The sequence below is a fragment of the Pseudomonas sp. TH41 genome (genome assembly GCF_016650695.1).
Classification (GTDB): domain Bacteria; phylum Pseudomonadota; class Gammaproteobacteria; order Pseudomonadales; family Pseudomonadaceae; genus Aquipseudomonas.
Genome location: NZ_JAEKFH010000003.1, coordinates 794,873 through 816,055, shown reverse-complemented (window position 1 = coordinate 816,055; position 21,183 = coordinate 794,873). Strand labels below are relative to the sequence as shown.

Sequence of the window (21,183 nt, the reverse complement as noted above, 5' to 3'; positions counted from 1 at the left end):
GTTGGTCGTTAGGGAGAATTTCGTTCTCATGATTCGCCGTTCGTTGCCCGCCATTTTTGCCCTGATGTTCGCAGCCCCTTTGCTGGCGGCCCCTGCCGGCCAACAGACGCTGTTCAACTTTGTGCGTCCGGCCGATGTGGTCCAGGTGGCAACTCAGGACGCCAGCTTGCCGCAATCCAATGCGGAGCAAACAGCCGAAGGCGAAGTGCTGCGCCGGGTGACATTCAACCCGGTGGCGCAACCGACGCTGCGACTGACCCCGCAAACCGGCGCCTGGGACTGGTCGCAGTCGAGCGCCATGAGCCTGCGGATCCAGAGCGCAATGGACTGGGCCGTGACCCTGTACGTGAAAATCCAGAGCAATGACGGCAAAACGCTGATCAGCCGTGTCGACTTGCCGGCAGGCCCTGCGCAGACCCTGTTGGTGCCGCTGGTGGCGAGTTCGCCGCTGAGCCAGGGCATGAAAGCCGGGCCACCAATGCCGATGACGGTCGACGGTCAGCGCGTGTTGCTGGCCAGCAGCGCCGGTGAGCTGGATCGCAACCAGGTGGTGTCGGTGACCTTATCGATGGACCAGCCGAAAGTCGCCCAGAGCATCCTGTTGGAGCGCTTTGGTGTGCAGGATGGCGACGCGGTGACCCCAGCGGTTTATGGCGCTCTGGTGGACGCCTACGGCCAATCCACCCGGGCCAAATGGCCAGAAAAGGTCAGCAGCGATGAACAACTGAAAAGCACCGCCGCCAAAGAACAGCAGCAACTGAAAACCTGGCTGGCCGAGCGCGGGAAGTCATCGCTGGACAAGTTCGGCGGCTGGAACAAAGGCCCGGCGTTCAAGGCTAGCGGTTTTTTCCGCACTGAAAAACGTGACGGTCGCTGGTACCTGGTGACCCCGGAAGGTCACCCGTTCTATTCGTTGGGGGTCAACACCGTCACCCCGGACGTCAACCAGACCTACATCACCGGTCGCGAGTGGATGTTCGAATCCCTGCCCAAACCCGATGAGCCACTCGCCAGCCACTATGGTGAAGGCGATAACCGTGGTGGCAACGGCGTCGATCAGGGCCGTGGCTATAACGCCGGTCGCTGGTACGACTTCTATGGTGCCAATTTACAGCGCCTGTTTGGCAACCCTTGTGCATTGGGCAGCGGTACCAAGGCCGGCGTCGCCGAAGCGGCCAAAGCCGATGCGGTAGAGGCGACAGCGCAGAAGGCCGCCGAGCAACCGGTCGCCCCTTCGACGGCTGAATCCGGTGTCGCCGAGGCGGCCAAGGTTGGCGCAGCCGACGCGACCGTCGCGAAAGCGGCTGAGCAAACGCCCGCCGAACCCTGCAAAGCGGTGGTCGATGAACAACGCTGGGCCAGCCACACCCTTGATCGCCTGCAGGCCTGGGGTTTCAACACCTTGGGCAACTGGAGCGCGCCGGTGCTGGCCAACGCTGATCGCGTGCCATACACCTTGCCGCTGTCGATCGTCGGCGATTACGCCAGCATCAGTACCGGCACCGACTGGTGGGGCGGCATGCCCGACCCGTTCGACCCTCGTTTCGCCATGGCCACCGAACGTGCCGTGGCCATCGCTGCCCGCGATCATCGCGACGATCCGTGGCTGATCGGTTATTTCGCCGACAACGAACTGGCTTGGGCCGGCCCCGGTGACGACCCGAAGGCCCGCTATGCGCTGGCCTACGGCACCTTGAAAATGACGACCGACGTGCCGGCAAAACGCGCGTTCCTCAAGCAACTGAGGGACAAATACCGCAATCAGGCGGGCCTTTCCAAGGCCTGGGGCATCGACTTGCCGGCCTGGGAATTGATGGAAGACCCGGGCTTCGTGCCGCCGCTGCCAAGCGCCGAACACCCGGAAATCGAGGCTGACTTCAAGTACTTCCAGAAGGTCTTCGCCGACACTTACTTCAAAACCATCTCCGACTCGCTCAAATGGCACGCGCCGAACCAGTTGTTGCTGGGCGGTCGCTTTGCCATCAGCACCCCGGAAGCGATTGAATCCTGCGCCCAATACTGCGATGTATTGAGCTTCAACATGTACACCCTGCAACCGCAGGACGGTTATGACTTCGCCAAACTGCGCAGCCTCGACAAACCGGTGCTGATCACCGAGTTCAACTTCGGTTCGACTGATCGCGGCCCGTTCTGGGGCGGCGTGACGCAACTGGCCAAGGAAGAAGATCGTGGCCCGGCTTACGCCAACTTCCTGAAACAGGCGATCAGTGAGCCGTCGATTGTCGGTGTGCACTGGTTCCAATACCTCGATCAACCGGTGACCGGCCGTCTGTTGGATGGCGAGAATGGTCACTTTGGCCTGGTGGGGATTACTGATCTGCCGTTTCAGGGCTTCGTCGACAGCGTGCGTAAAAGCAACCTGGCGACTGTCGATCAGTTGGGTAAAGAGGCGGAGAAGGCCAAGGCAGAAGCGGATAAAGCCAGCCATGAAGGCGAAGGGGCAAGAAAAGGCGATGCCGGCAAAGGCGCAGGGCAGGGCGCTGGCCATGCGGGTGGGCATTCCGGCAATGGCCACTAATATTTGAGGCCATCGCAGCCTTCGGCAGCTCCTACATTGGGTATGTGTCGCCCTGTAGGAGCTGCCGAAGGCTGCGATCTTTTGACCTTAGGTTTTACCGCCCAGCCCGCCCCTGTTCCCAAAACCTTCAATGGCTGGAACAATGCCGGCCACTTTGTAGAACGATTATCCGAGGGAGTTGCGGGTGCAGATTCAGGGTCATTACGAGCTTAAGTTCGAAGCAGTTCGCGAAGCCTTCGCGGCGCTGTTCGACGATCCTCAGGAACGTGGCGCAGCGTTGTGCATCCAGATCGGCGGTGAAACAGTCGTCGACCTCTGGTCCGGCACCGCCGACAAGGACGGCACCGAGGCCTGGCACAGCGACACCATCGCTAACCTGTTTTCCTGCACCAAGACCTTCACCGCCGTCACCGCGCTGCAACTGGTCGCCGAAGGCAAGCTGCAACTGGATGCACCGGTCGCACGCTACTGGCCCGAATTCGCCGCCGCCGGCAAAGAGTCCGTGACGCTACGCCAATTACTCTGCCATCAGGCCGGTTTGCCGGCGCTGCGCGAATTGCTCGCACCCGAAGCGCTTTACGACTGGCAAACCATGGTCGATGCCCTGGCCGCTGAATCGCCGTGGTGGACGCCGGGCGAAGGTCATGGTTATGCGGCGATCACGTATGGCTGGCTGGTAGGCGAGTTGTTGCGCCGTGCCGACGGTCGCGGACCGGGAGAGTCCATCGTGGCTCGGGTCGCGAAGCCGTTGGGGCTGGATTTTCATGTCGGTCTGGCGGATCAAGAGTTCCATCGCGTGGCGCATATCGCCCGTGGCAAGGGCAACGTCGGCGATGCTGCCGCCCAGCGCTTGCTGCAAGTGACTATGCGCGAGCCGACGGCCATGACCACCCGGGCCTTCACTAACCCGCCCTCGATCATGACCAGCACCAACAAACCTGAGTGGCGACGAATGCAGCAGCCGGCCGCCAATGGCCATGGCAATGCTCGCAGTCTGGCCGGGTTCTACGCCGGTCTGCTCGATGGCAGCCTGCTGGAAAGCGAAATGCTCGACGAGCTCACGCGCGAACACAGCGTTGGCGAGGACAAGACTTTACTGACCCGGACCCGTTTCGGCCTGGGTTGCATGCTCGATCAACCGGACGTGCCCAACGCAACCTACGGCCTGGGCCCAAGGGCGTTCGGCCATCCGGGCGCCGGTGGCTCCATCGGGTTTGCTGACCCGGAACACGATGTCGCCTTCGGTTTTGTGACAAATACACTGGGGCCGTACGTCTTGATGGATCCGCGCGCACAAAGGCTTGTGCGAGTACTGGCCACTTGTCTGTAAATCTCGCTCAAGGGTTCCAGAACCGGAACCCGGAAGCCTTTTCGGATTCAAAGCATCTGTTTTGCGGGGCCAGTCCGGCCTGATTTCTCATTTCTTGATTTTTTGTGGATATCCAATGTCAACCAAACCAACCCTCGCTTTGGCACTGTGCTTCGCTATCACCGGTTGCGCACAAACCCCAAAAAATGACACAGACGGCGGCAGCTGGTGGCCGTTCGGCTCCTCCGACAAGGTCGCGTCTAAAGACCCTGCTCCGGCCCCGGCACCCCTGAAACCTGCCGTCACGGCGCCAGTGGCCAAGGCTGAGGCTGACACAGGTAGCAAATGGTGGTGGCCGTTCGGTGGTAAAGACCAATCCACCGCCAAAGCGGTGCCGATGCCTGACCCTAAAGTGACCCAAGCCTGGCTCGACGACTACGAGCCGCGTCTGCGCGAAGCGGTCAAGGACAGCAATCTGCAAGTCGAACGCCGTGACAACGTATTGGTGGTCATTGCGCCGGTAGAAGGCTCGTTCAACCCTAAACGTCCAGCCATGCTGCTGCCGGTGACGCTGGGTCCATTCACTCGCGTCGCGAAAATCCTTGAAGTCGATCCGAAAACAGCCGTGCTGGTCCTCGGTCATAGCGACACCTCCGGTGACGCGCCGGCCAACGTGAAATTGAGCCAGGAGCGTGCACAATCCGTGGCTGCGATCTTCCGTCTTAGCGGCCTGCAGCGTGATCGCCTGATGCTGCGTGGCATGGGCGGTGAAGCACCGCGTGCCGCCAACGACAGTGTTGAAGGCCGAGCCTTGAACCGCCGCGTCGAACTGCTGGTGACCCCGCAAAACACCATGGTCGCCTTGCTGAGCAAGTACAACATGCCAGCCCCGGCGCCGGTGCGCATGGTCGCGGTGCAGGATGTCAAGCCGGCGGTCGCGCCTGTTACGCCTGCGCCAGCCGCGAAAAAAGCGGCTGTACCGGCTGCGAAAAAAGCCCCGGCCAAAAAAACCACGGCCAAGAAGGCACCTGCTAAAAAGGCGACTCCGGCGAAAAAGGTTGCTCCGGCCAAAGCCACTGACGACTCGAAGAAACCCGCCGTCGCCGCTGACACCACCAAGCAGTGATTCGTTAACCAAAAGGAATGCGCCACATGACCAAGGCCCTGGCTGATATGCGCCGCGATTACACCCGTGATGGCCTGACCGAGGCACAAGCCCCGGGCGAGCCGTTCACGCTGTTCCATCGATGGTTTGCCGACGCGGTGAAAACCGAACAGGCGCCGGTGGAGGCGAATGCCATGACCTTGGCCACTGTCGATCAGGACGGTCGGCCGCATTGCCGCATTCTGCTGCTCAAGGGCCTGGACGAGCAGGGCTTCACGTTCTTTACCAACTACGAGAGCGCCAAGGGTCAGCATCTGGCGGCGAATCCGTTCGCGGCCATGACCTTTTTCTGGCCGACCCTGGAGCGCCAGGTGCGCATCGAAGGTCGGGTGGTGAAGGTAACGCCCGAGGAGTCCGACGCTTATTATCAAGTCCGGCCTCTGGGCAGCCGTCTCGGTGCCTGGGCTTCACCTCAAAGCCGGGTGATCGCCGATCGTGGTGAGCTTGAAGCGCTGCTCAAGAACACCGAGCAACGTTTCAGCGATACCCAGCCACATTGCCCGGAGCACTGGGGCGGTTATCGTTTGTTACCTGAGCGTGTCGAATTCTGGCAGGGCCGTCCGAGCCGTCTGCACGACCGCCTCAACTACCGTTTACAGGGCGCTGACTGGATGCTTGAACGTCTGGCACCCTAAACAGTTTACCGACCGGGATAGCCTGCCGCAGCGGCCTCCAGCCACTGAGGCAGGTCCCGACGCTTGATTTTCTGCGCTTGAGCGTTCGCCAACTGCTGGAGCATGAACACTTTTTTGTGTTCGTCTTTACCGGCAAGGGCTAACGCCAGGTCGCGGTCCATCCAGCGTTTGATCCGCACGTACAGCCACCCGTGGAAGTACAGACCGGCGACAGTGGTGACGACAATGATAAAATAATCCATGAGAATCCTTATGCAGTGGCGCAGATTGCAGAATTTGCCGCTACTGTGTGTCGAGCTCGTGGAGTCGCCTGTACCGAGCCTGAATCAAAACACTTTTATCCGGGCGACGCCGTGACAGGCGTCAAGCTGCGGAGTTTAATGGACACTTGTCCTTTGGAGTTGATGCTATGCGTAAGTCTGTTCTGCTGGTTGCTTCCTTTTCCACGATGGCGATGTTGCTCACTGGCTGCCAATCGAGCCTGACCGGTGACTCCTACTCCCGTGACGAAGCGCGTCGCGTTCAGACCGTTCGCATGGGCACCATCGAATCCCTCCGCCCGGTCAAAATCGAAGGCACCAAAACCCCAATCGGCGGCGCGGCTGGCGCCGTCGTGGGCGGTGTCGGCGGTAGCGCCATCGGTGGCGGTAAAGGCAGCATCGTTGCTGCAGTCATCGGCGCAGTCGCCGGTGGCCTCGTAGGTTCTGCGGCCGAAGAAGGCCTGACCCGCACCCAAGGCGTGGAAATCACCGTGCGCGAAGACGACGGCAGCATGCGCGCCTACGTGCAACAGGTTCAGGAAAACGAGGTGTTCCGTGTTGGCGAGCGCGTGCGGATTGCCACGGTTAATGGCACGAGCCGCGTTTCGCACTAAGCGGGATAACGGGTAAAAGAAAACCCCGATCAGGTGACTGGTCGGGGTTTTCTTTTTGGGATGATGTCTGTGGCCTGGGGAGGTCAAAATCAAAATAGAGTTACCAACTGTCACGGTAGTCGAAAGCGATCTGGTAATCGTAGGTGGCCAACACAATAGAGTGCTGAAAGTGAGGCTGAATAATTTCGATCCAATGGTTGGCAACATCAAAACCTCCATTGTTGATATTGTTTTCGACAGGGATGCCGAGAGAATCAAGTATTGATTCATCGTCGCCTAAGTCTTTGGAGGACTCTTCGCCCTGACAAAGTTCGGTTTGCTTGTCATACCACTCCAGTCTCAGTTTCAGTCCCATCTTCGCCTCACAAGTATTTTTTCTTGATGTTTCTTTCGTTTTTAGCATCATCGCGTCGCTCACCTGTTATGGCATCAAATGCTCCCAGATGGCTCCCATTGCTTGCGCGATATGCTTCCAGCTCACCATGCATAGAATCCCACTCGTAGATCGTTTTGCCCTTCGCATCAGTCCAGCGTTCTCTAAGACCTCCACCTCCTACAATGGGGTTCTTTTTCTTGGTTTTTTTTAGGCCAGGAAATGCACTGATCTCCTCAGTTTTTGGTGCTGGATGATAACTGTGACCGGCTGCTGGCAAGCCTTTACGAGGCGCGCTGACCACAACATATAGCGGCTTCACACCTGAATCCGCCGGAAACACAAGAATGAAATCCTTGTACTCAGGCGGATAAACCGGGTTCACGATGATGCCGTCAGCCGCTTTAGTCGGCGGGTAAACCCAGATGTGCGGTGCTTGCGGGGCGGCTTCCAGTTTGGGGATGCCGAGGATGTCGGAGCCATCCTCAGCTGGAGTCCAGATCAGTTCAATGCCGTCACCAAGGTCAGCCACCTGTTGACTGCCGCGCAAGGTGAACTGCACGACATCAACCATTTCCCAATCGCGGTGCTTGCCGGTGTAGAAACCGTAGCCTTTGAGCGTACCGTCAGCCTGTTGCTCGACGCTGAGTCGAACCCGGGTTCGGGCTTGCTTCAGGGTTCGGAGCTGGTCTTCGGTGTAGAGGGCGCTATCGCCCAGGCTGGGTACCCAGAAAATCGCGGCCAGGCCGGCTAGCGCAGCTGTGCTGGCAGCGCCTAATGCTGCGACTGGAATGGAGAGAGCCGGGAAGCGCAGCGCAAGTCGGCCAATGCCAAGCGAAACGGTCGTTCCGCTGATCGTCTCCAGGTTCAGCAGGCCGGCATCATCTGCTTTGCGAGCGCCAAGCCAGGCAATTTCACCGTAGTCCTTGAGACTGTCGGTGGGCACCATCCCCGAAGGATTCGAGTAATCGATGATGGCGTCCGGCAGATTGCATGACTTGGCGAAGACGCATCCGGCTTGAATGGGCTTTTGCCTTTCTGCCAAGACCTGACGGCCGCGCTCGAAGGCATCTTGCCTGACAAGCATGGCGTCGTAGGCGTTTTGTCGGGCGTCCCGCTCGGCCAGTTCGGTGGCCGTCATGAAGCGGTGAGTGACGTGATGTCCGTCGCCGGACGGCGGGTTTTTAACCCTGGGGACTTCCTTGTTGCCTGCCACGGATCTTCCTTGCGTTCGTACGTCGACAGCCCTTGAGAAATGGGCTGCACGACGTTAACGAACGTGGCTAATCGTGGCTGTAGGACGAATCCTGAATGACGCTAAGAGTGTTCCCTATCACTCAGGATTGCAGTGCAGCGCTCTTGCGACTGGCTGCCGCCGTTACTGCATATCCGATCAACGCGGCCAATATCGAACCGGTCAAAATCCCCATCCGATCCATCCCCGCGTAATCACTGACACCGGGCTCAAATGCCAGGGAGCCGACAAACAGGCTCATGGTGAAGCCAATCCCGCAGAGGATCGCCACGCCCAGCACCTGGCCCCAATTGGCACCTTGGGGCAGGGCGGCGATGCCGATTTTCACGGCCAGCCAGGTCAGGCCGAACACGCCGAGCGTCTTGCCCAGCAGCAGGCCAACGGCGATGCCCATGGGGACGTGGTGGGTGAAGCTGTCGACGGTCACGCCGCTCAGGGACAGCCCGGCGTTGGCGAAGGCGAACAACGGCAAGATGCCGTACGCCACCCATGGGTGCAGGGCGTGTTCGAGGGTCAGCAGGGGCGACGGCTCGGCATTTTTCGTGCGCAGAGGAATGCAAAAGGCCAGGGTGACTCCGGCCAGTGTCGCGTGGACGCCGCTTTTGAGCACACACACCCAGAGGATCAAACCGATGATCATGTACGGCCCGAGCTTGACCACGCCGAGTCGGTTCATCGCGATCAGCGCCACGATGCACGCGCCGGCCAAGGCCAGCGACAGGGTCGAAAGCGTGCCTGAATAGAAAATGGCGATGACGATGATCGCGCCCAGGTCGTCGATGATCGCCAGGGTCATCAAGAACAGCTTCAGCGACACCGGCACGCGTTTGCCCAGTAGGGCCAGTACACCGAGGGCGAAGGCAATGTCGGTGGCCATGGGAATGGCCCAGCCACCGAGGGCGGCGGCATTATCGCGGTTGAAAAACCAGTAAACCAACGCTGGCACGACCATGCCGCCAATCGCCGCGGCGCCGGGCAGGACGACCTGCGAAGGTTTCGACAGCTGACCGTCGAGGACTTCGCGCTTCACTTCCAGGCCAATCAGCAGGAAGAACATCGCCATCAGGCCGTCGTTGATCCACAGCAGCGCCGGTTTGGCGATTTGTAGCGCACCGATCTGCGCCACCACCGGGGTGTCCAGGAAACTGCTGTAGAGCCACGACAGCGGGGAATTGTTGATGATCAAAGCCAGGGCTGCGGCGGCGATCAGTAACAGACCGCTGGCAGCTTCCAACTGAAAGAAACGCGTGAAAGTGCTACGCAGAGGCAAGGTCGCTCTCCATCGATTAATCAAAAGGTGGAACACCCTAACCCGTACGGTTAGTTGTTAAAACAAAAGTTATATTCTTTTTTGTTATATACCGTTACAAGCTCAATGATCACCAAGAGCCTGAGCCTAGCAGTTACCCAGCGTATTGAAGCCCAGCTGTACCTGTGCGGGATGTAGGATTTTTCCTAAGCTTATGGACTGAGCCTTGCGACAAGGCCGACTCAACGAGAAAACCACCATGAGCGACAACCGACAGTGGGCCCGCGAAGCCATCCGGATTATCGAGGCCGACTTCCAGCGTAGCGCCGACACCCACCTGATCCCATTGCCGCTGCCAGGCTTTGCGGGCATCGAGTTGTATTTCAAGGATGAATCCAGCCACCCCACCGGTAGCCTGAAGCACCGTTTGGCGCGCTCACTGTTTCTCTATGCGCTGTGTAACGGCTGGCTCAAACCCGGTGCGCCGGTGATTGAAGCGTCCAGCGGTTCGACGGCGATTTCCGAGGCGTACTTCGCCCGTTTGCTGGGCTTGCCGTTCATTGCGGTGATGCCGGCCACCACGTCCAAAGAAAAAATTGCGCAGATCGCGTTTTACGGCGGCAAAAGTCATCTGGTGGATGATCCGACGCAGATCTACGCCGAATCCGAGCGCCTGGCCCGGGAGCACGACGGGCACTTCATCGACCAGTTCACGTACGCCGAACGTGCCACCGACTGGCGGGCGAACAACAACATCGCCGAATCGATCTTCCATCAAATGCGTTTCGAGCGGCACCCTGAGCCGAGCTGGCTCATTTCCAGCCCCGGCACCGGTGGCACCACCGCGACGCTCGGTCGTTATGTGCGTTATCGCCAGCATTGCACCCGCGTGCTGTGCGCCGATGCCGAGCGTTCGGTGTTCTTTGATTACTACCAGACCGGCGATGCCAGCCTGCGCCTGGACCACGGTTCGCGAATTGAAGGCATTGGTCGGCCTCGGGTGGAGGCGTCGTTCCTGCCCAAGGTGATCGACGCGATGGTCAAGGTGCCGGACGCGCTGTCACTGGCGGCCATGCATTACCTGGCGCAGCATTTGGGACGGCGTGTTGGCGGATCGAGCGGGACCAACCTGATCGGCGCCTTGATGGCGGCACAGCAGATGGCGGTGGCGGGAGAGGTGGGGTCGATCGTGGCGATTCTGTGCGATGGCGGCGAGCGCTATGAGACCAGTTACTACAATCAGGATTGGCTCAAGGCGCAGGGGTATGAGTTGAGTGGGTTGATCGCTGTCGTTGCCGCGAGCGTAGAGCGCGGCGAGCCGCTGCCAGCCACCGTGCTGCGCGCCAACATCTGACACGCCATAGATCAAATGTGGGAGCGGGCTTGCTCGCGAAAGCGGTAGATCAGTCAACATCTCTGTTGAATGTGAAACCGTATTCGCGAGCAAGCCCGCTCCCACAGGGGATTTGTGTCAGGCTTCGAGGCCAAGGATGTCGCGGGCCACGGCTTCTGCAATCCGAATCCCGTCCACACCGGCTGACAGAATCCCGCCTGCATAACCCGCACCTTCACCTGCCGGGAACAAGCCCTTCACGTTCAAACTCTGCATCGATTCGTTACGGGTAATCCGCAGCGGAGACGACGTACGGGTCTCGATCCCGGTCAACACCGCGTCGTGCAGCGAGTAACCGCGAATCTGCTTCTCGAACGCCGGCAAGGCTTCGCGAATGGCTTCGATCGCGAATGCCGGCAAAGCCAGCGCCAAATCACCTAAGGCAACGCCCGGTTTGTAGGACGGTTCAACACTGCCCAGCTCGGTGGATGGCGTGCCTGCAATGAAGTCACCGACCAGCTGCGCCGGGGCTTGGTAGTTGCTGCCGCCCAGCACAAAGGCGTGGGACTCCAGGCGTTCCTGCAACTCGATACCCGCCAGTGGGCCGCCCGGGTAATCGACTTCCGGGGTAATCCCGACGACGATCCCGGAGTTGGCGTTGCGCTCATTACGCGAGTACTGGCTCATGCCGTTGGTCACGACCCGGTTCGGCTCGGAAGTCGCCGCCACCACGGTGCCACCCGGGCACATGCAGAAGCTGTAGACCGAGCGCCCGTTCTTGGCGTGGTGCACCAGCTTATAGTCGGCAGCGCCGAGTTTCGGGTGGCCGGCGTATTTGCCCAGACGCGCACGGTCGATCAGCGACTGCGGGTGTTCGATGCGGAAACCCACCGAGAACGGCTTGGCTTCCATGAACACGCCACGGCCGTGGAGCATGCGGAAGGTGTCCCGGGCGCTGTGGCCGAGGGCCAGAATCACGTGTTTCGAATGAATCTGCTCGCCGCCGTTGAGTTCGACGCCAACCAGTTGGCCGTCCTCGATCAACACATCGGTAACGCGCTGTTGAAAACGGACTTCGCCACCCAGGGCACGAATCTGCTCACGCATGTTTTCCACTACGCCGGTCAAACGGAACGTACCGATGTGAGGTTTGCTGACGTAGAGGATTTCTTCCGGCGCGCCGGCTTTTACAAACTCGTGGAGGACTTTGCGGCCGATGAACTTCGGATCTTTGATCTGGCTGTAAAGCTTGCCGTCGGAGAATGTTCCCGCTCCGCCTTCACCGAACTGCACGTTGGACTCGGGATTGAGCACGCTTTTGCGCCACAGGCCCCACGTGTCCTTGGTGCGCTGACGCACTTCAGTGCCGCGCTCGAGGATGATCGGCTTGAAGCCCATTTGCGCCAGCAGCAGCCCGGCGAAAATCCCGCAAGGTCCGAAGCCTACGACGACAGGGCGTTGCTCCAGGTCGGCCGGCGCCTGGCCGACCACTTTGTAGCTGACATCCGGCGCCACGTTGACGTTACGGTCATCGGCGAACGTGTGCAGCAACGCCGCCTCATCCTTGGCGGTGAGGTCGATGGTGTAGATGAAGCACAGTTCGGAGGACTTTTTGCGCGCATCGTAGCTGCGCTTGAACAAGGTGAAATCGAGCAGGTCATCACTGGCGATGCCCAGGCGCTGCACAATGGCAGGGCGCAGGTCTTCTTCGGGATGGTCGATCGGCAGCTTGAGTTCAGTGATTCGTAACATGACAGGATCCGGTTCGCGGGGCGCACAACTGCGCCAAGGCGTTTGAAGGCCGCGATTATAAGCCTCAACGGATGATTCCAGTGAGGCTAAAACGATCAGTCGTCACGCGATCCGCCGAAATACCCGCAGCCACGCTGAACCTGGCCATCGATGCGCAGTTCGGCGCTCATGTGCTGAACACTGCCGGTGCTGCTGTCGACGCAACGTTGCGGCGCGACCCACAGTTCGATGCGCTGATTATTGGCTTCGGTACTGAGATTGAAACGCCCATCGCCCAGTTGCTCTTCAACATAGGGCACCGCCAATGGCGGCTGGCCGGCGCGGTCGATGACCATGCCTTTGCCGCTGACCTTGACGTTCCATTCCGGCGAGTGGCCGGCGGCGCGCAGGATCAGCAGTTTGAAATTGGGATCGTCGCACGCGGTGCCCGAACGCTCGACACGGTACAGCTGCTCAAGGTCGAGACGGCTATCGACGACCCGCCCGCGTATGTCGGCAAAAAGCTTGCCTTGGTCATCGGCCAGGGTGGCGGCCTGTTGCAGAATGCTGGTGCCGCCGGTGTCATTGACGACGTAGCTGCGCTGTTCATGGCAGGGCTGAAACAGCAATTTACCGTCCGCCGCGGTCAACTGGCCCTGCATACGGCTCTGACCCACGTGGGACGCATTTTCACGCGAGCCATCCAGCAACTGGCAAGCGGCGAACAGCGGAAGCAGGGCAACAAGGACTAAGGAACGGGCAACACGCATCTTTGGCTCTCCAGACAAGTGCCGCCACGTTACGCAGCCTGACCGTTCATCACAACCCCGCGGACTATTGATTTAGGCACGTCGATCAACCTGTAGGAGCGAGCTTGCTCGCGAAAAACGTGAAGGCGCCGCGTTCATCCAGACAGCCCAGTCATCGTTAACGTCCTTCGTCGGAACGCCGCCCGGAGCAAGCTCGCTCCTACGGAATGTGTCGGATTAACCGACGTGAAAGGTCTGACCTGTCTGCAGACCTTCTACGCTTTTGGCGTAGGCCAGCGCTACATCGGCTGCGGGAACCGGTTTGTAGCCGCGGAAGTACGGCGCGTAGCTGCCCATGGCTTCGACCAGAACGGTAGGGCTGACCGAGTTGACGCGCAAACCGCGAGGCAGTTCGATGGCCGCCGAACGAACGAAGCTGTCCAGTGCGCCGTTGACCAGTGCTGCCGAGGCGCCACTGCGAATCGGGTCGTGACTCAGCACGCCAGTGGTGAGGGTGAACGAGCCACCGTCATTAGCAAATTCACGGCCGATCAGCAGCAAGTTGACCTGCCCCATCAGCTTGTCTTTCAGGCCCAGTGCAAAGCTGTCTTCAGTCATCTCGCTCAACGGCGCAAAGGTCACGTTGCCCGCGGCGCAGACCAGCGCATCGAACTTGCCGGTTTGTTCGAACAGCTTGCGAATCGAGGCGCTGTCGCTGATATCCACATGAAGGTCGCCACTGGTGCGGCCGATGCGGATGATCTCGTGACGCTCCGACAGCTCTTTGTCGATCGCCGAACCGATGGTGCCGCCTGCGCCTATCAAAAGAATTTTCATGCTGCTGATCCTCGAACGGGTTGAGTGAGGCTTCAGTTTAGAGTGGTTTTTTCAGCTGATAAGCGCGCTAATGGGCAACCTTTGGTTTTCAAATGGAAACAATCCATGAGTGAGATGGATGATCTGGCGGCGTTTTCGGTGCTGATCGAAGCGGGGAGTTTTACCTTGGCGGCTCAGCAACTGGGCTGTAGCAAGGGCCAATTGTCCAAGCGCATCAGCCTGCTGGAAACGCGGTTTTCCGTGGTTCTGTTGCAACGCACCACGCGACGCTTGAGTTTGACGGCGGCGGGTGCGGCGTTGCTGCCGCAAGCCCAGGCCCTGGTCGTTCAGGTAGAACGAGCGCGCCAGGCATTGGCGCGGTTGAAGGACGACATGGCCGGGCCGGTGCGTATGACGGTTCCGGTATCGCTGGGAGAAACCTTCTTCGATGGCTTGTTGCTGGAGTTTTCCCACAAGTACCCGCAGGTGCAGATCGAACTCGACCTCAGCAACAGCTATCGTGATTTGTCCCGCGACGGTTTCGATCTGGCGGTTCGCTCCGACGTAGGTAACGACGAGCGTCTAGTGGCCCGGCCACTTCTGGCCTGGCACGAGATGACCTGCGCCAGCCCGGCCTACCTTGAACAATACGGTGAACCGTTGACGCCGCAGGCTCTCGCGGAACACCGCTGTCTGCTCAACAGTCATTACAGCGGCCGCGAAGAGTGGCTCTATCACCAGCAACACGAGTTGTTGCGGGTTCGGGTATCGGGACCGTTCGCCAGCAACCATTACAGTCTGCTGAAAAAAGCCGCACTGGCGGGGGCCGGAATTGCGCGTCTGCCGTCCTACCTGCTGCAAACGGAATTGGCTGACGGGCGTTTACGCTGGCTCCTGCGCGACTATCAGACTCGCCGCATGCCGATGTACCTGGTGCATCCGTATCAAGGGGGGTTGCCAAAACGCACTCAGGTGCTGGCGGATTACCTGATTGGCTGGTTCAAGCGCAGTGGTGAGGCACTGGATCGGCTTTAACTTTGTAGGAGCGAGCTTGCTCGCGATGAACCTGAGAGCACCCGGGGGTGTCAGGCTAGCAGCGTGATCGTTGACGACCATCGCGAGCAAGCTCGCTCCTACAGTGAATGTTCGTTGTTCTCAGGGTTGCCACTGGGCATAAAAAAACGGCCCGCAAAGGCCGTTTTTTTGTTTACCGCAAAGGCTTAACCACCGAGGTACGCTTCACGCACTTTCGGATCGGTCAGCAGGGCTTCACCGGTGCCTGTCATCACCACCCGGCCGTTCTCCAGAACGTACGCGCGGTCGGCAATTTTCAGCGCCTGGTTGGCGTTTTGCTCGACCAGGAACACCGTCACACCGTCCTTGCGCAGTTGTTCGATGATGTCGAAGATCTGCTGGATGATGATCGGCGCCAAACCCAGCGACGGCTCGTCGAGCAGCAGCAGCTTGGGTTTGCTCATCAGCGCACGGCCGATGGCGAGCATTTGCTGTTCGCCGCCGGACATGGTGCCGCCACGCTGGGCGAAGCGTTCTTTCAGGCGTGGGAAAAGTCCGAGAACCTTGTCCATCTGCTCCTGATAATCGCCCTTGTCGGTGAAGAACCCGCCCATGGCAAGGTTCTCTTCCACGGTCAGGCGGGCGAACACTCGACGACCTTCCGGCACCACGGCGATGCTCTTGCGCATGATCTGCGCTGAGGTCTGGCCCACGAGCTCTTCACCCATGTAGCGGATGCTTCCGCTGTGGGCTTGCGGCGAACCGCAGAGCGTCATCAGCAAGGTGGATTTGCCCGCGCCGTTGGCACCGATCAGGGTCACGATTTCGCCTTGGCGGATCTCCACGTTGACGCTGTGCAGCGCCTGGATCTTGCCGTAGAAGGTGGAAACGTTTTCGAATTGCAGCATTTACGCTTCCCCCAGGTAGGCTTTGATCACTTCAGGATTGTCGCGGATCTGCTCCGGTGTTCCGTTGGCCAGAGGCGTGCCCTGGTTGATCACGACGATGTGGTCGGAAATGCTCATGACCAGTTTCATGTCGTGTTCGATCAGCAGCACGGTGACGTTGTGCTCTTCACGCAGCATGCTGATCAGCGCCTTCAGGTCTTCGGTTTCCTTCGGGTTCAGGCCGGCGGCCGGTTCGTCGAGCATGAGGATCCGCGGGCGGGTCATCATGCAGCGAGCGATTTCCAGGCGACGTTGCTGACCGTAGGCCAAGGTGCCGGCCGGACGGTTGGCGAACGCCTTGAGGTTGACCTTCTCCAGCCAGTACTCGGCAAACTCCATCGCCTCGCGCTCGCTCTTGCGGAACCCCGGGGTCTTGAACAGACCCGCCAGGAAGTTGGTGTTCAGGTGACGATGCTGGGCGATCAAAAGGTTCTCGACCGCCGTCATGTCCTTGAACAACCGCACGTTCTGGAAGGTGCGCACCACGCCTTTGAGGGCGATCTTGTGGCCGGGCAGGCCTTCAATCGGCTGACCGTCCAGCAGGATGCTGCCACCGCTCGGTTTGTAGAAACCGGTCAGGCAGTTGAACACGGTGGTCTTGCCCGCACCGTTGGGGCCGATCAGCGCCACGACCTGTTTTTCCTTCACGGTCAGGGCCACGCCGTTGACCGCCAGCAAGCCACCGAAGCGCATGCTCAAATTTTCTACTTTCAGGATCTCGCGGCTCATTTGCGCAGCTCCATGTGAGGACGTTGCATGGGCAGCAGACCTTGAGGACGCCAGATCATCATCAGCACCATCAAGGCGCCGAACATCAACATGCGGTATTCACTGAACTCACGCATCATTTCCGGCAACAGGATCATCACCGTGGCCGCCAGTACGACGCCCAGTTGCGAGCCCATGCCACCCAGCACCACGATGGCGAGAATGGTCGCCGACTCGATGAAGGTGAACGACTCGGGTGTCACCAGCCCCTGACGCGCGGCGAAGAAACTGCCGGCGAAACCGGCGAAGCAGGCACCGAGGGTGAAGGCTGAAAGCTTGATGACGGTAGGGTTGAGACCCAGCGCACGGCAGGCGATTTCGTCTTCACGCAACGCTTCCCAGGCACGGCCCAGTGGCATGCGCAGCAAGCGGTTGATGACGAACAGCGCGAACAACGACAACAACACCGCGATCAGGTAAAGGAAGATCACCTTGTTGATCGAGTTGTATTCCAGGCCGAAGTACTCGTGGAAGGTCTGCATACCTTCTGCGGCAGTTTTATCGAAGCTCAGCCCGAAAAGCGTGGGCTTGGGAATGTTGCTGATGCCGTTCGGACCACCCGTGAGGCCGGTCAGGTTACGCAGGAACAGGCGGATGATTTCACCGAAGCCCAACGTCACGATCGCCAGGTAGTCACCGCGCAAGCGCAGTACCGGGAAGCCGAGCAGGAAGCCGAAGGTGGCCGACATCATCCCGGCAATCGGCAGGCAGATCCAGAAGCTCAGACCGTAGTAGTGCGACAGCAGCGCATAGCTGTAGGCGCCGACGGCATAGAAGCCGACATAACCAAGGTCGAGCAGGCCAGCCAGACCGACCACGATGTTCAGACCAAGGCCGAGCATCACGTAGATCAGCACCAGCGTGGCGATATCCACCGCACCGCGAGAGCCAAAGAACGGCCAGACCAGTGCACCGATGATCAACGCAATGATGATCCAGCGCTGGGTGGTCGGCAGGGTCAGGAAATTACTGGCCTTGGCCGGCATGACCGGCATGTTGGGCGAGGATTTCCAGGCCGCGCTGATCTTCTGGTCGAACAGCACACGCAGGAACATCAGGACCGAGCACACGGCGATGGTGATCAGCGTGGTATTGCTGGTGCCATGGACTTCGAGGTTAATGCCGACGATGGTCAGTTTCAGGCCAAGTACCGGGTAGGCAACCGCCCACACCAGCAAGGCGCTGAACAATGCCTGTTTAAGATTCTTAGTCATACTTTTTCAACCTCCGGACGGCCCAGCAGGCCGGTAGGCCGGAACAACAACACCAGGACCAAGAGGCCGAATGCCACGACGTCCTTGTACTGGTCGCCGAAGATATCGGCACCGAAGGCTTCCGCCACCCCAAGCACGATCCCGCCGAGCATGGCGCCGGGGATGCTGCCGATACCGCCCAATACCGCTGCGGTGAAGGCCTTGAGGCCGACCAGGAAACCGGCGTTCGGGTTGATCACGCCGTATTGCATGCTCAGCAGCACGGCCGCGATGGCCGCCAGTGCGGCACCGATGACGAAGGTCAGGGCGATGATGTTGTTGGTGTTGATACCCAGCAGGTTGGCCATCTTGATGTCTTCGGCACAGGCGCGGCAGGCGCGACCCAGGCGAGAGCGGGAGATGAACAGCGTCAGGCCGAGCATGGCGACCAGGGTCACCACAAACACCACGATTTGCATGTAGGAAATCAGCACTTCTTGTGCGCCACCTGGCCCAATGGCGAAGTTGCCAGGGATCAGGTTGGGGATGGATTTGTCCTTGGAGTCTTGCGCCAGCAGAACCGTGTTCTGCAGGAAGATCGACATGCCGATGGCGGAAATCAGCGGGATCAGACGGTTGCTGCCGCGCAAGGGGCGGTAGGCGATCCGTTCGATGCTGTAGCCGTAGGCACTGGTGACGACGATGGTTGCGAGGAAAGCGGCGGTCATCAACAGCGGAACGCTGTCGAGTCCCATCATGGACAGGCCCGCGATGGCGATGAACGCCACGTAGGAACCAATCATGTACACCTCGCCGTGGGCGAAGTTGATCATTCCAATGATGCCGTAAACCATCGTATAGCCGATGGCGATCAGGGCATATGTGCTGCCAATGGTCAAACCATTAACCAGCTGCTGGAAGAAGTGATAGATGTCAGGCATTACAGCGCTCCTAAAAACCTGATACGCATTTCACTGGTGGAGTCATTTTCCCGCTCGAGCCCCGTGGATCTGCATCCACTTCGAATTCGAGGTTTGCCAGCGAACCGCTGATGACGGTTTTGAGATTTTCAGGTGGGGAGACTGGCGGATCACGCCAGCGCGGCCCTATACGTTCGTAAAACAAAGCCCACGGCACGCCGTGGGCTCTATTGGCAGTCAGTCAGGCTACGCCTTACTGAGGCGAAACTTCAGTTTTAGGTTTGCCGAAGTGCCACTCGTAAACCACGAATTTGAAGTCTTTCAGGTCGCCCTTGGAGTCGAAGCTCAGGTCGCCAGTCGGGGTTTTGAACGTGCCTGCGTGGATGGCAGCAGCCACTTTCGCAGTGTCTTCGCTCTTGGCGGCAGTGATACCACCGGCGATGACTTCAACAGCCGAGTAGGCCGGGAACACGAACGGACCGCTCGGGTCTTCTTTCTTGGCTTTGAACGCGTCAGCCAGGGCAATGTTGGCCGGATCCTGGTCGAAGGATTTCGGCAGGGTTACCAGCAGGCCTTCGGAAGCGTCTTTGGCGATCTGCGAAATGGAGTCGTTACCCACGCCTTCCGGACCCATGAACTTGGCTTTCAGGCCTTTTTCCTGGGATTGACGCAGGATCAGACCCAGCTCCGGGTGGTAGCCGCCGTAGTAGACGAAGTCGACGTTGGCTTGCTTGAGCTTGGAGATCATCGAAGAGAAGTCTTTGTCGCCGGCGTTGATGCCTTCGAACACGGCAACCTTGACGCCTTTGCCTTCCAGGGTTTTCTTCACGGCGGTGGCGATGCCTTCACCGTATTGCTGTTTGTCGTGCAGGACAGCAACGATTTTCGGTTTGACGTGATCGGCGATGTAGTTACCGGCGGCAGGGCCCTGGGCGCTGTCGAGACCGATAGTACGGAAGATCATTTTGTAACCACGGTTGGTGATGTCCGGGCTGGTAGCAGCCGGGGTGATCATAATCACGCCTTCGTCTTCGTAGATGTCCGAAGCGGGTTGAGTGGAGCTGGAGCACAGGTGACCGACGACGAATTTGACGCCGTCGTTGACGACTTTGTTCGCGACAGCAACCGCTTGTTTTGGATCACAGGCGTCATCGTATTCAACGGCTTCGAGTTTCTTGCCGTCTACGCCACCCTTGGCGTTGATTTGTTCGATGGCCATTTTGGCGCCACTGAACTGCATGTCGCCGTATTGGGCTACAGGACCGGTTTTAGGGCCGGCGATGCCGATCTTGATGGTGTCAGCTGCGAACGAATGGCTGGCAACCCCGGCCAGAACCATAGCGGCAAACAGTTTGGAAATCTGCTTAGTAGCCTTAGTCATAGTGCTCCACTCTTACTGTTGTAGTTTTTATAGTCCTGGCGCCGTAGCAGCAGAACCGGGTCAGATATCATCGATATCCTCCGGAAAATGCCCCCGGCAACTGTACCGGTACAGTGTAGAGCGCCGATTGTTAGCCTGGGAAGGCAGCGCCGGGGGGCAAATCCCGAGGGTGTCGCTTTTTTGAAAGAAAAAGACAGAATCGCGGCGGGGGTTGAAGCTGAATTAACAGCAATCCTTGGCTTTCCTGGTCTTTTCAGTCAGTGACTCAATTGCATCCGGGTTTTTCTGCCAGTCGACCAACGTTATGATGACGTCGATTTCTTTTCCGGACAGGACCCATGACTCAAGAACCTAGCACCCTCTATGCCAAGCTGCTTGGTGAAACCGCATCTATTACGTGGAAAGAGCTGGAACCCTTCTTCGCCAAGGGTGCCCTATTGTGGGTCGACCCCGGTCTGGATTTGATCGCTGCCGCTGAAGCGGTGGCGACTGATGACGGCGAGAAAGTGGCTGCCTGGTTGGCTGCCGACACCCTCGCCAAGCTGTCTGAAACGCGGGCGCTGGATCTTTTCGAACGTGATCCGGAGCTGTGGGCCGTGGTCGTTTCGCCGTGGATTCTGATCCAGGAAAGGGCGACGAGCTGAGGTGTTGCACCTGTTTGGTGCGCGGCTCTTTTCAGGAAAAGTGTGTAGCCGAGTAGCGTGATGGCATGTTGCCGTAGAGAAAGGCCACAGAAGGGTCTTGGCGAGGGTGACGTAAACGTAACGGGAACAGTTTATTGAGCAGCCTGATGGCTGCTTAATTGTTTCTGGATGTTGGGATTTGTGGTGGTTCTGATGCCGCTTTCGCGAGCAAGCCCGCTCCCACATTCGACCGCATTCTATCCGGAATAATGCGGTCGAATGTGGGAGCGGGCTTGCTCGCGAAAGGCG

Annotated in this window: 20 protein-coding genes; 8 read left to right on the top strand and 12 right to left on the bottom strand. The window is 59.2% G+C overall.

Going from position 1 to position 21,183, the window contains the following annotated elements:
- Positions 1-28: 28 nt before the first annotated feature.
- The 4 genes from JFU37_RS06440 to pdxH all read left to right on the top strand — a co-directional run bounded on the left by JFU37_RS06440 (position 29) and on the right by pdxH (position 5,648).
- Positions 29-2,539, top strand: coding sequence for a beta-galactosidase (locus JFU37_RS06440; RefSeq protein WP_201114198.1), 2,511 nt, complete (start codon positions 29-31; stop codon positions 2,537-2,539).
- Between the two features lie 184 nt (positions 2,540-2,723).
- Positions 2,724-3,869 (top strand): serine hydrolase, encoded by a 1,146-nt coding sequence (locus JFU37_RS06435; RefSeq protein ID WP_201114196.1) that lies wholly within the window; start codon positions 2,724-2,726, stop codon positions 3,867-3,869.
- Positions 3,870-3,984: 115 nt separating this feature from the next.
- Positions 3,985-4,974: an OmpA family protein gene (locus JFU37_RS06430; protein ID WP_201114194.1), complete on the top strand. Its 990-nt coding sequence runs from the start codon at positions 3,985-3,987 to the stop codon at positions 4,972-4,974.
- A 26-nt stretch (positions 4,975-5,000) separates the two neighbouring features.
- A complete protein-coding gene (gene pdxH / locus JFU37_RS06425; RefSeq protein WP_201114192.1) occupies positions 5,001-5,648 on the top strand; it encodes a pyridoxamine 5'-phosphate oxidase in 648 nt (215 codons plus the stop codon).
- A gap of 5 nt (positions 5,649-5,653) precedes the next feature.
- On the opposite strand, the gene JFU37_RS06420 is transcribed toward pdxH, so the two are convergent.
- Positions 5,654-5,890 carry a hypothetical protein gene (locus JFU37_RS06420; RefSeq protein WP_201114190.1) on the bottom strand — a complete coding sequence of 79 codons (237 nt, stop codon included), beginning with the start codon at positions 5,888-5,890 and terminating at the stop codon, positions 5,654-5,656.
- A 167-nt stretch (positions 5,891-6,057) separates the two neighbouring features.
- Between JFU37_RS06420 and JFU37_RS06415 the strand changes: the two genes are divergently transcribed.
- On the top strand, positions 6,058-6,522 hold the full coding sequence (locus tag JFU37_RS06415) for a glycine zipper 2TM domain-containing protein (protein WP_201114188.1): 465 nt from the start codon (positions 6,058-6,060) through the stop codon (positions 6,520-6,522).
- A 100-nt stretch (positions 6,523-6,622) separates the two neighbouring features.
- On the opposite strand, the gene JFU37_RS06410 is transcribed toward JFU37_RS06415, so the two are convergent.
- The 3 genes from JFU37_RS06410 to nhaA all read right to left on the bottom strand — a co-directional run bounded on the left by JFU37_RS06410 (position 6,623) and on the right by nhaA (position 9,420).
- Positions 6,623-6,877, bottom strand: coding sequence for a colicin E3-like toxin immunity protein (locus JFU37_RS06410; RefSeq protein WP_201114179.1), 255 nt, complete (start codon positions 6,875-6,877; stop codon positions 6,623-6,625).
- 7 nt (positions 6,878-6,884) lie between these two features.
- The gene (locus JFU37_RS06405) at positions 6,885-8,111 is read right to left on the bottom strand and encodes an S-type pyocin domain-containing protein (protein WP_201114177.1); all 1,227 of its coding nucleotides are present in this window, start codon (positions 8,109-8,111) and stop codon (positions 6,885-6,887) included.
- A 121-nt stretch (positions 8,112-8,232) separates the two neighbouring features.
- The gene (nhaA, locus tag JFU37_RS06400) at positions 8,233-9,420 is read right to left on the bottom strand and encodes a Na+/H+ antiporter NhaA (RefSeq protein ID WP_201114175.1); all 1,188 of its coding nucleotides are present in this window, start codon (positions 9,418-9,420) and stop codon (positions 8,233-8,235) included.
- A gap of 238 nt (positions 9,421-9,658) precedes the next feature.
- Here nhaA and JFU37_RS06395 point away from each other — a divergent pair, with 238 nt between their 5' ends.
- Positions 9,659-10,753: a PLP-dependent cysteine synthase family protein gene (locus JFU37_RS06395; protein ID WP_201114174.1), complete on the top strand. Its 1,095-nt coding sequence runs from the start codon at positions 9,659-9,661 to the stop codon at positions 10,751-10,753.
- 117 nt (positions 10,754-10,870) lie between these two features.
- Here the strand turns inward: JFU37_RS06395 and JFU37_RS06390 are convergent, their stop codons facing one another.
- The 3 genes from JFU37_RS06390 to JFU37_RS06380 all read right to left on the bottom strand — a co-directional run bounded on the left by JFU37_RS06390 (position 10,871) and on the right by JFU37_RS06380 (position 14,049).
- The gene (locus tag JFU37_RS06390; protein ID WP_201114172.1) at positions 10,871-12,484 is read right to left on the bottom strand and encodes an NAD(P)/FAD-dependent oxidoreductase; all 1,614 of its coding nucleotides are present in this window, start codon (positions 12,482-12,484) and stop codon (positions 10,871-10,873) included.
- A 95-nt stretch (positions 12,485-12,579) separates the two neighbouring features.
- Complete coding sequence (locus JFU37_RS06385) at positions 12,580-13,233, bottom strand: COG3650 family protein (RefSeq protein WP_201114170.1); 654 nt, start codon at positions 13,231-13,233, stop codon at positions 12,580-12,582.
- A gap of 216 nt (positions 13,234-13,449) precedes the next feature.
- Positions 13,450-14,049, bottom strand: coding sequence for a short chain dehydrogenase (locus JFU37_RS06380; RefSeq protein ID WP_201114168.1), 600 nt, complete (start codon positions 14,047-14,049; stop codon positions 13,450-13,452).
- Positions 14,050-14,154: 105 nt separating this feature from the next.
- Here JFU37_RS06380 and JFU37_RS06375 point away from each other — a divergent pair, with 105 nt between their 5' ends.
- Positions 14,155-15,063, top strand: a complete 909-nt coding sequence (locus tag JFU37_RS06375) for a LysR family transcriptional regulator (RefSeq protein ID WP_201114166.1) — start codon at positions 14,155-14,157, stop codon at positions 15,061-15,063.
- A 185-nt stretch (positions 15,064-15,248) separates the two neighbouring features.
- Here the strand turns inward: JFU37_RS06375 and JFU37_RS06370 are convergent, their stop codons facing one another.
- The 5 genes from JFU37_RS06370 to JFU37_RS06350 form a co-directional block, all read right to left on the bottom strand.
- Positions 15,249-15,950: an ABC transporter ATP-binding protein gene (locus JFU37_RS06370; protein ID WP_201114164.1), complete on the bottom strand. Its 702-nt coding sequence runs from the start codon at positions 15,948-15,950 to the stop codon at positions 15,249-15,251.
- The gene (gene livG / locus JFU37_RS06365) at positions 15,951-16,718 is read right to left on the bottom strand and encodes a high-affinity branched-chain amino acid ABC transporter ATP-binding protein LivG (RefSeq protein ID WP_201114162.1); all 768 of its coding nucleotides are present in this window, start codon (positions 16,716-16,718) and stop codon (positions 15,951-15,953) included. It lies immediately after the preceding gene.
- Complete coding sequence (locus tag JFU37_RS06360; protein WP_201114160.1) at positions 16,715-17,971, bottom strand: high-affinity branched-chain amino acid ABC transporter permease LivM; 1,257 nt, start codon at positions 17,969-17,971, stop codon at positions 16,715-16,717. Before JFU37_RS06360 ends, livG begins: the two co-directional genes overlap by 4 nt.
- Positions 17,968-18,891 carry a high-affinity branched-chain amino acid ABC transporter permease LivH gene (livH, locus tag JFU37_RS06355; protein WP_201114158.1) on the bottom strand — a complete coding sequence of 308 codons (924 nt, stop codon included), beginning with the start codon at positions 18,889-18,891 and terminating at the stop codon, positions 17,968-17,970. Before livH ends, JFU37_RS06360 begins: the two co-directional genes overlap by 4 nt.
- A gap of 232 nt (positions 18,892-19,123) precedes the next feature.
- On the bottom strand, positions 19,124-20,251 hold the full coding sequence (locus JFU37_RS06350; protein WP_201114156.1) for a branched-chain amino acid ABC transporter substrate-binding protein: 1,128 nt from the start codon (positions 20,249-20,251) through the stop codon (positions 19,124-19,126).
- A 338-nt stretch (positions 20,252-20,589) separates the two neighbouring features.
- On the opposite strand from JFU37_RS06350, the gene JFU37_RS06345 reads away from it, so the two are divergent.
- On the top strand, positions 20,590-20,895 hold the full coding sequence (locus JFU37_RS06345; RefSeq protein WP_201114154.1) for a DUF2288 domain-containing protein: 306 nt from the start codon (positions 20,590-20,592) through the stop codon (positions 20,893-20,895).
- Positions 20,896-21,183: the final 288 nt, after the last annotated feature.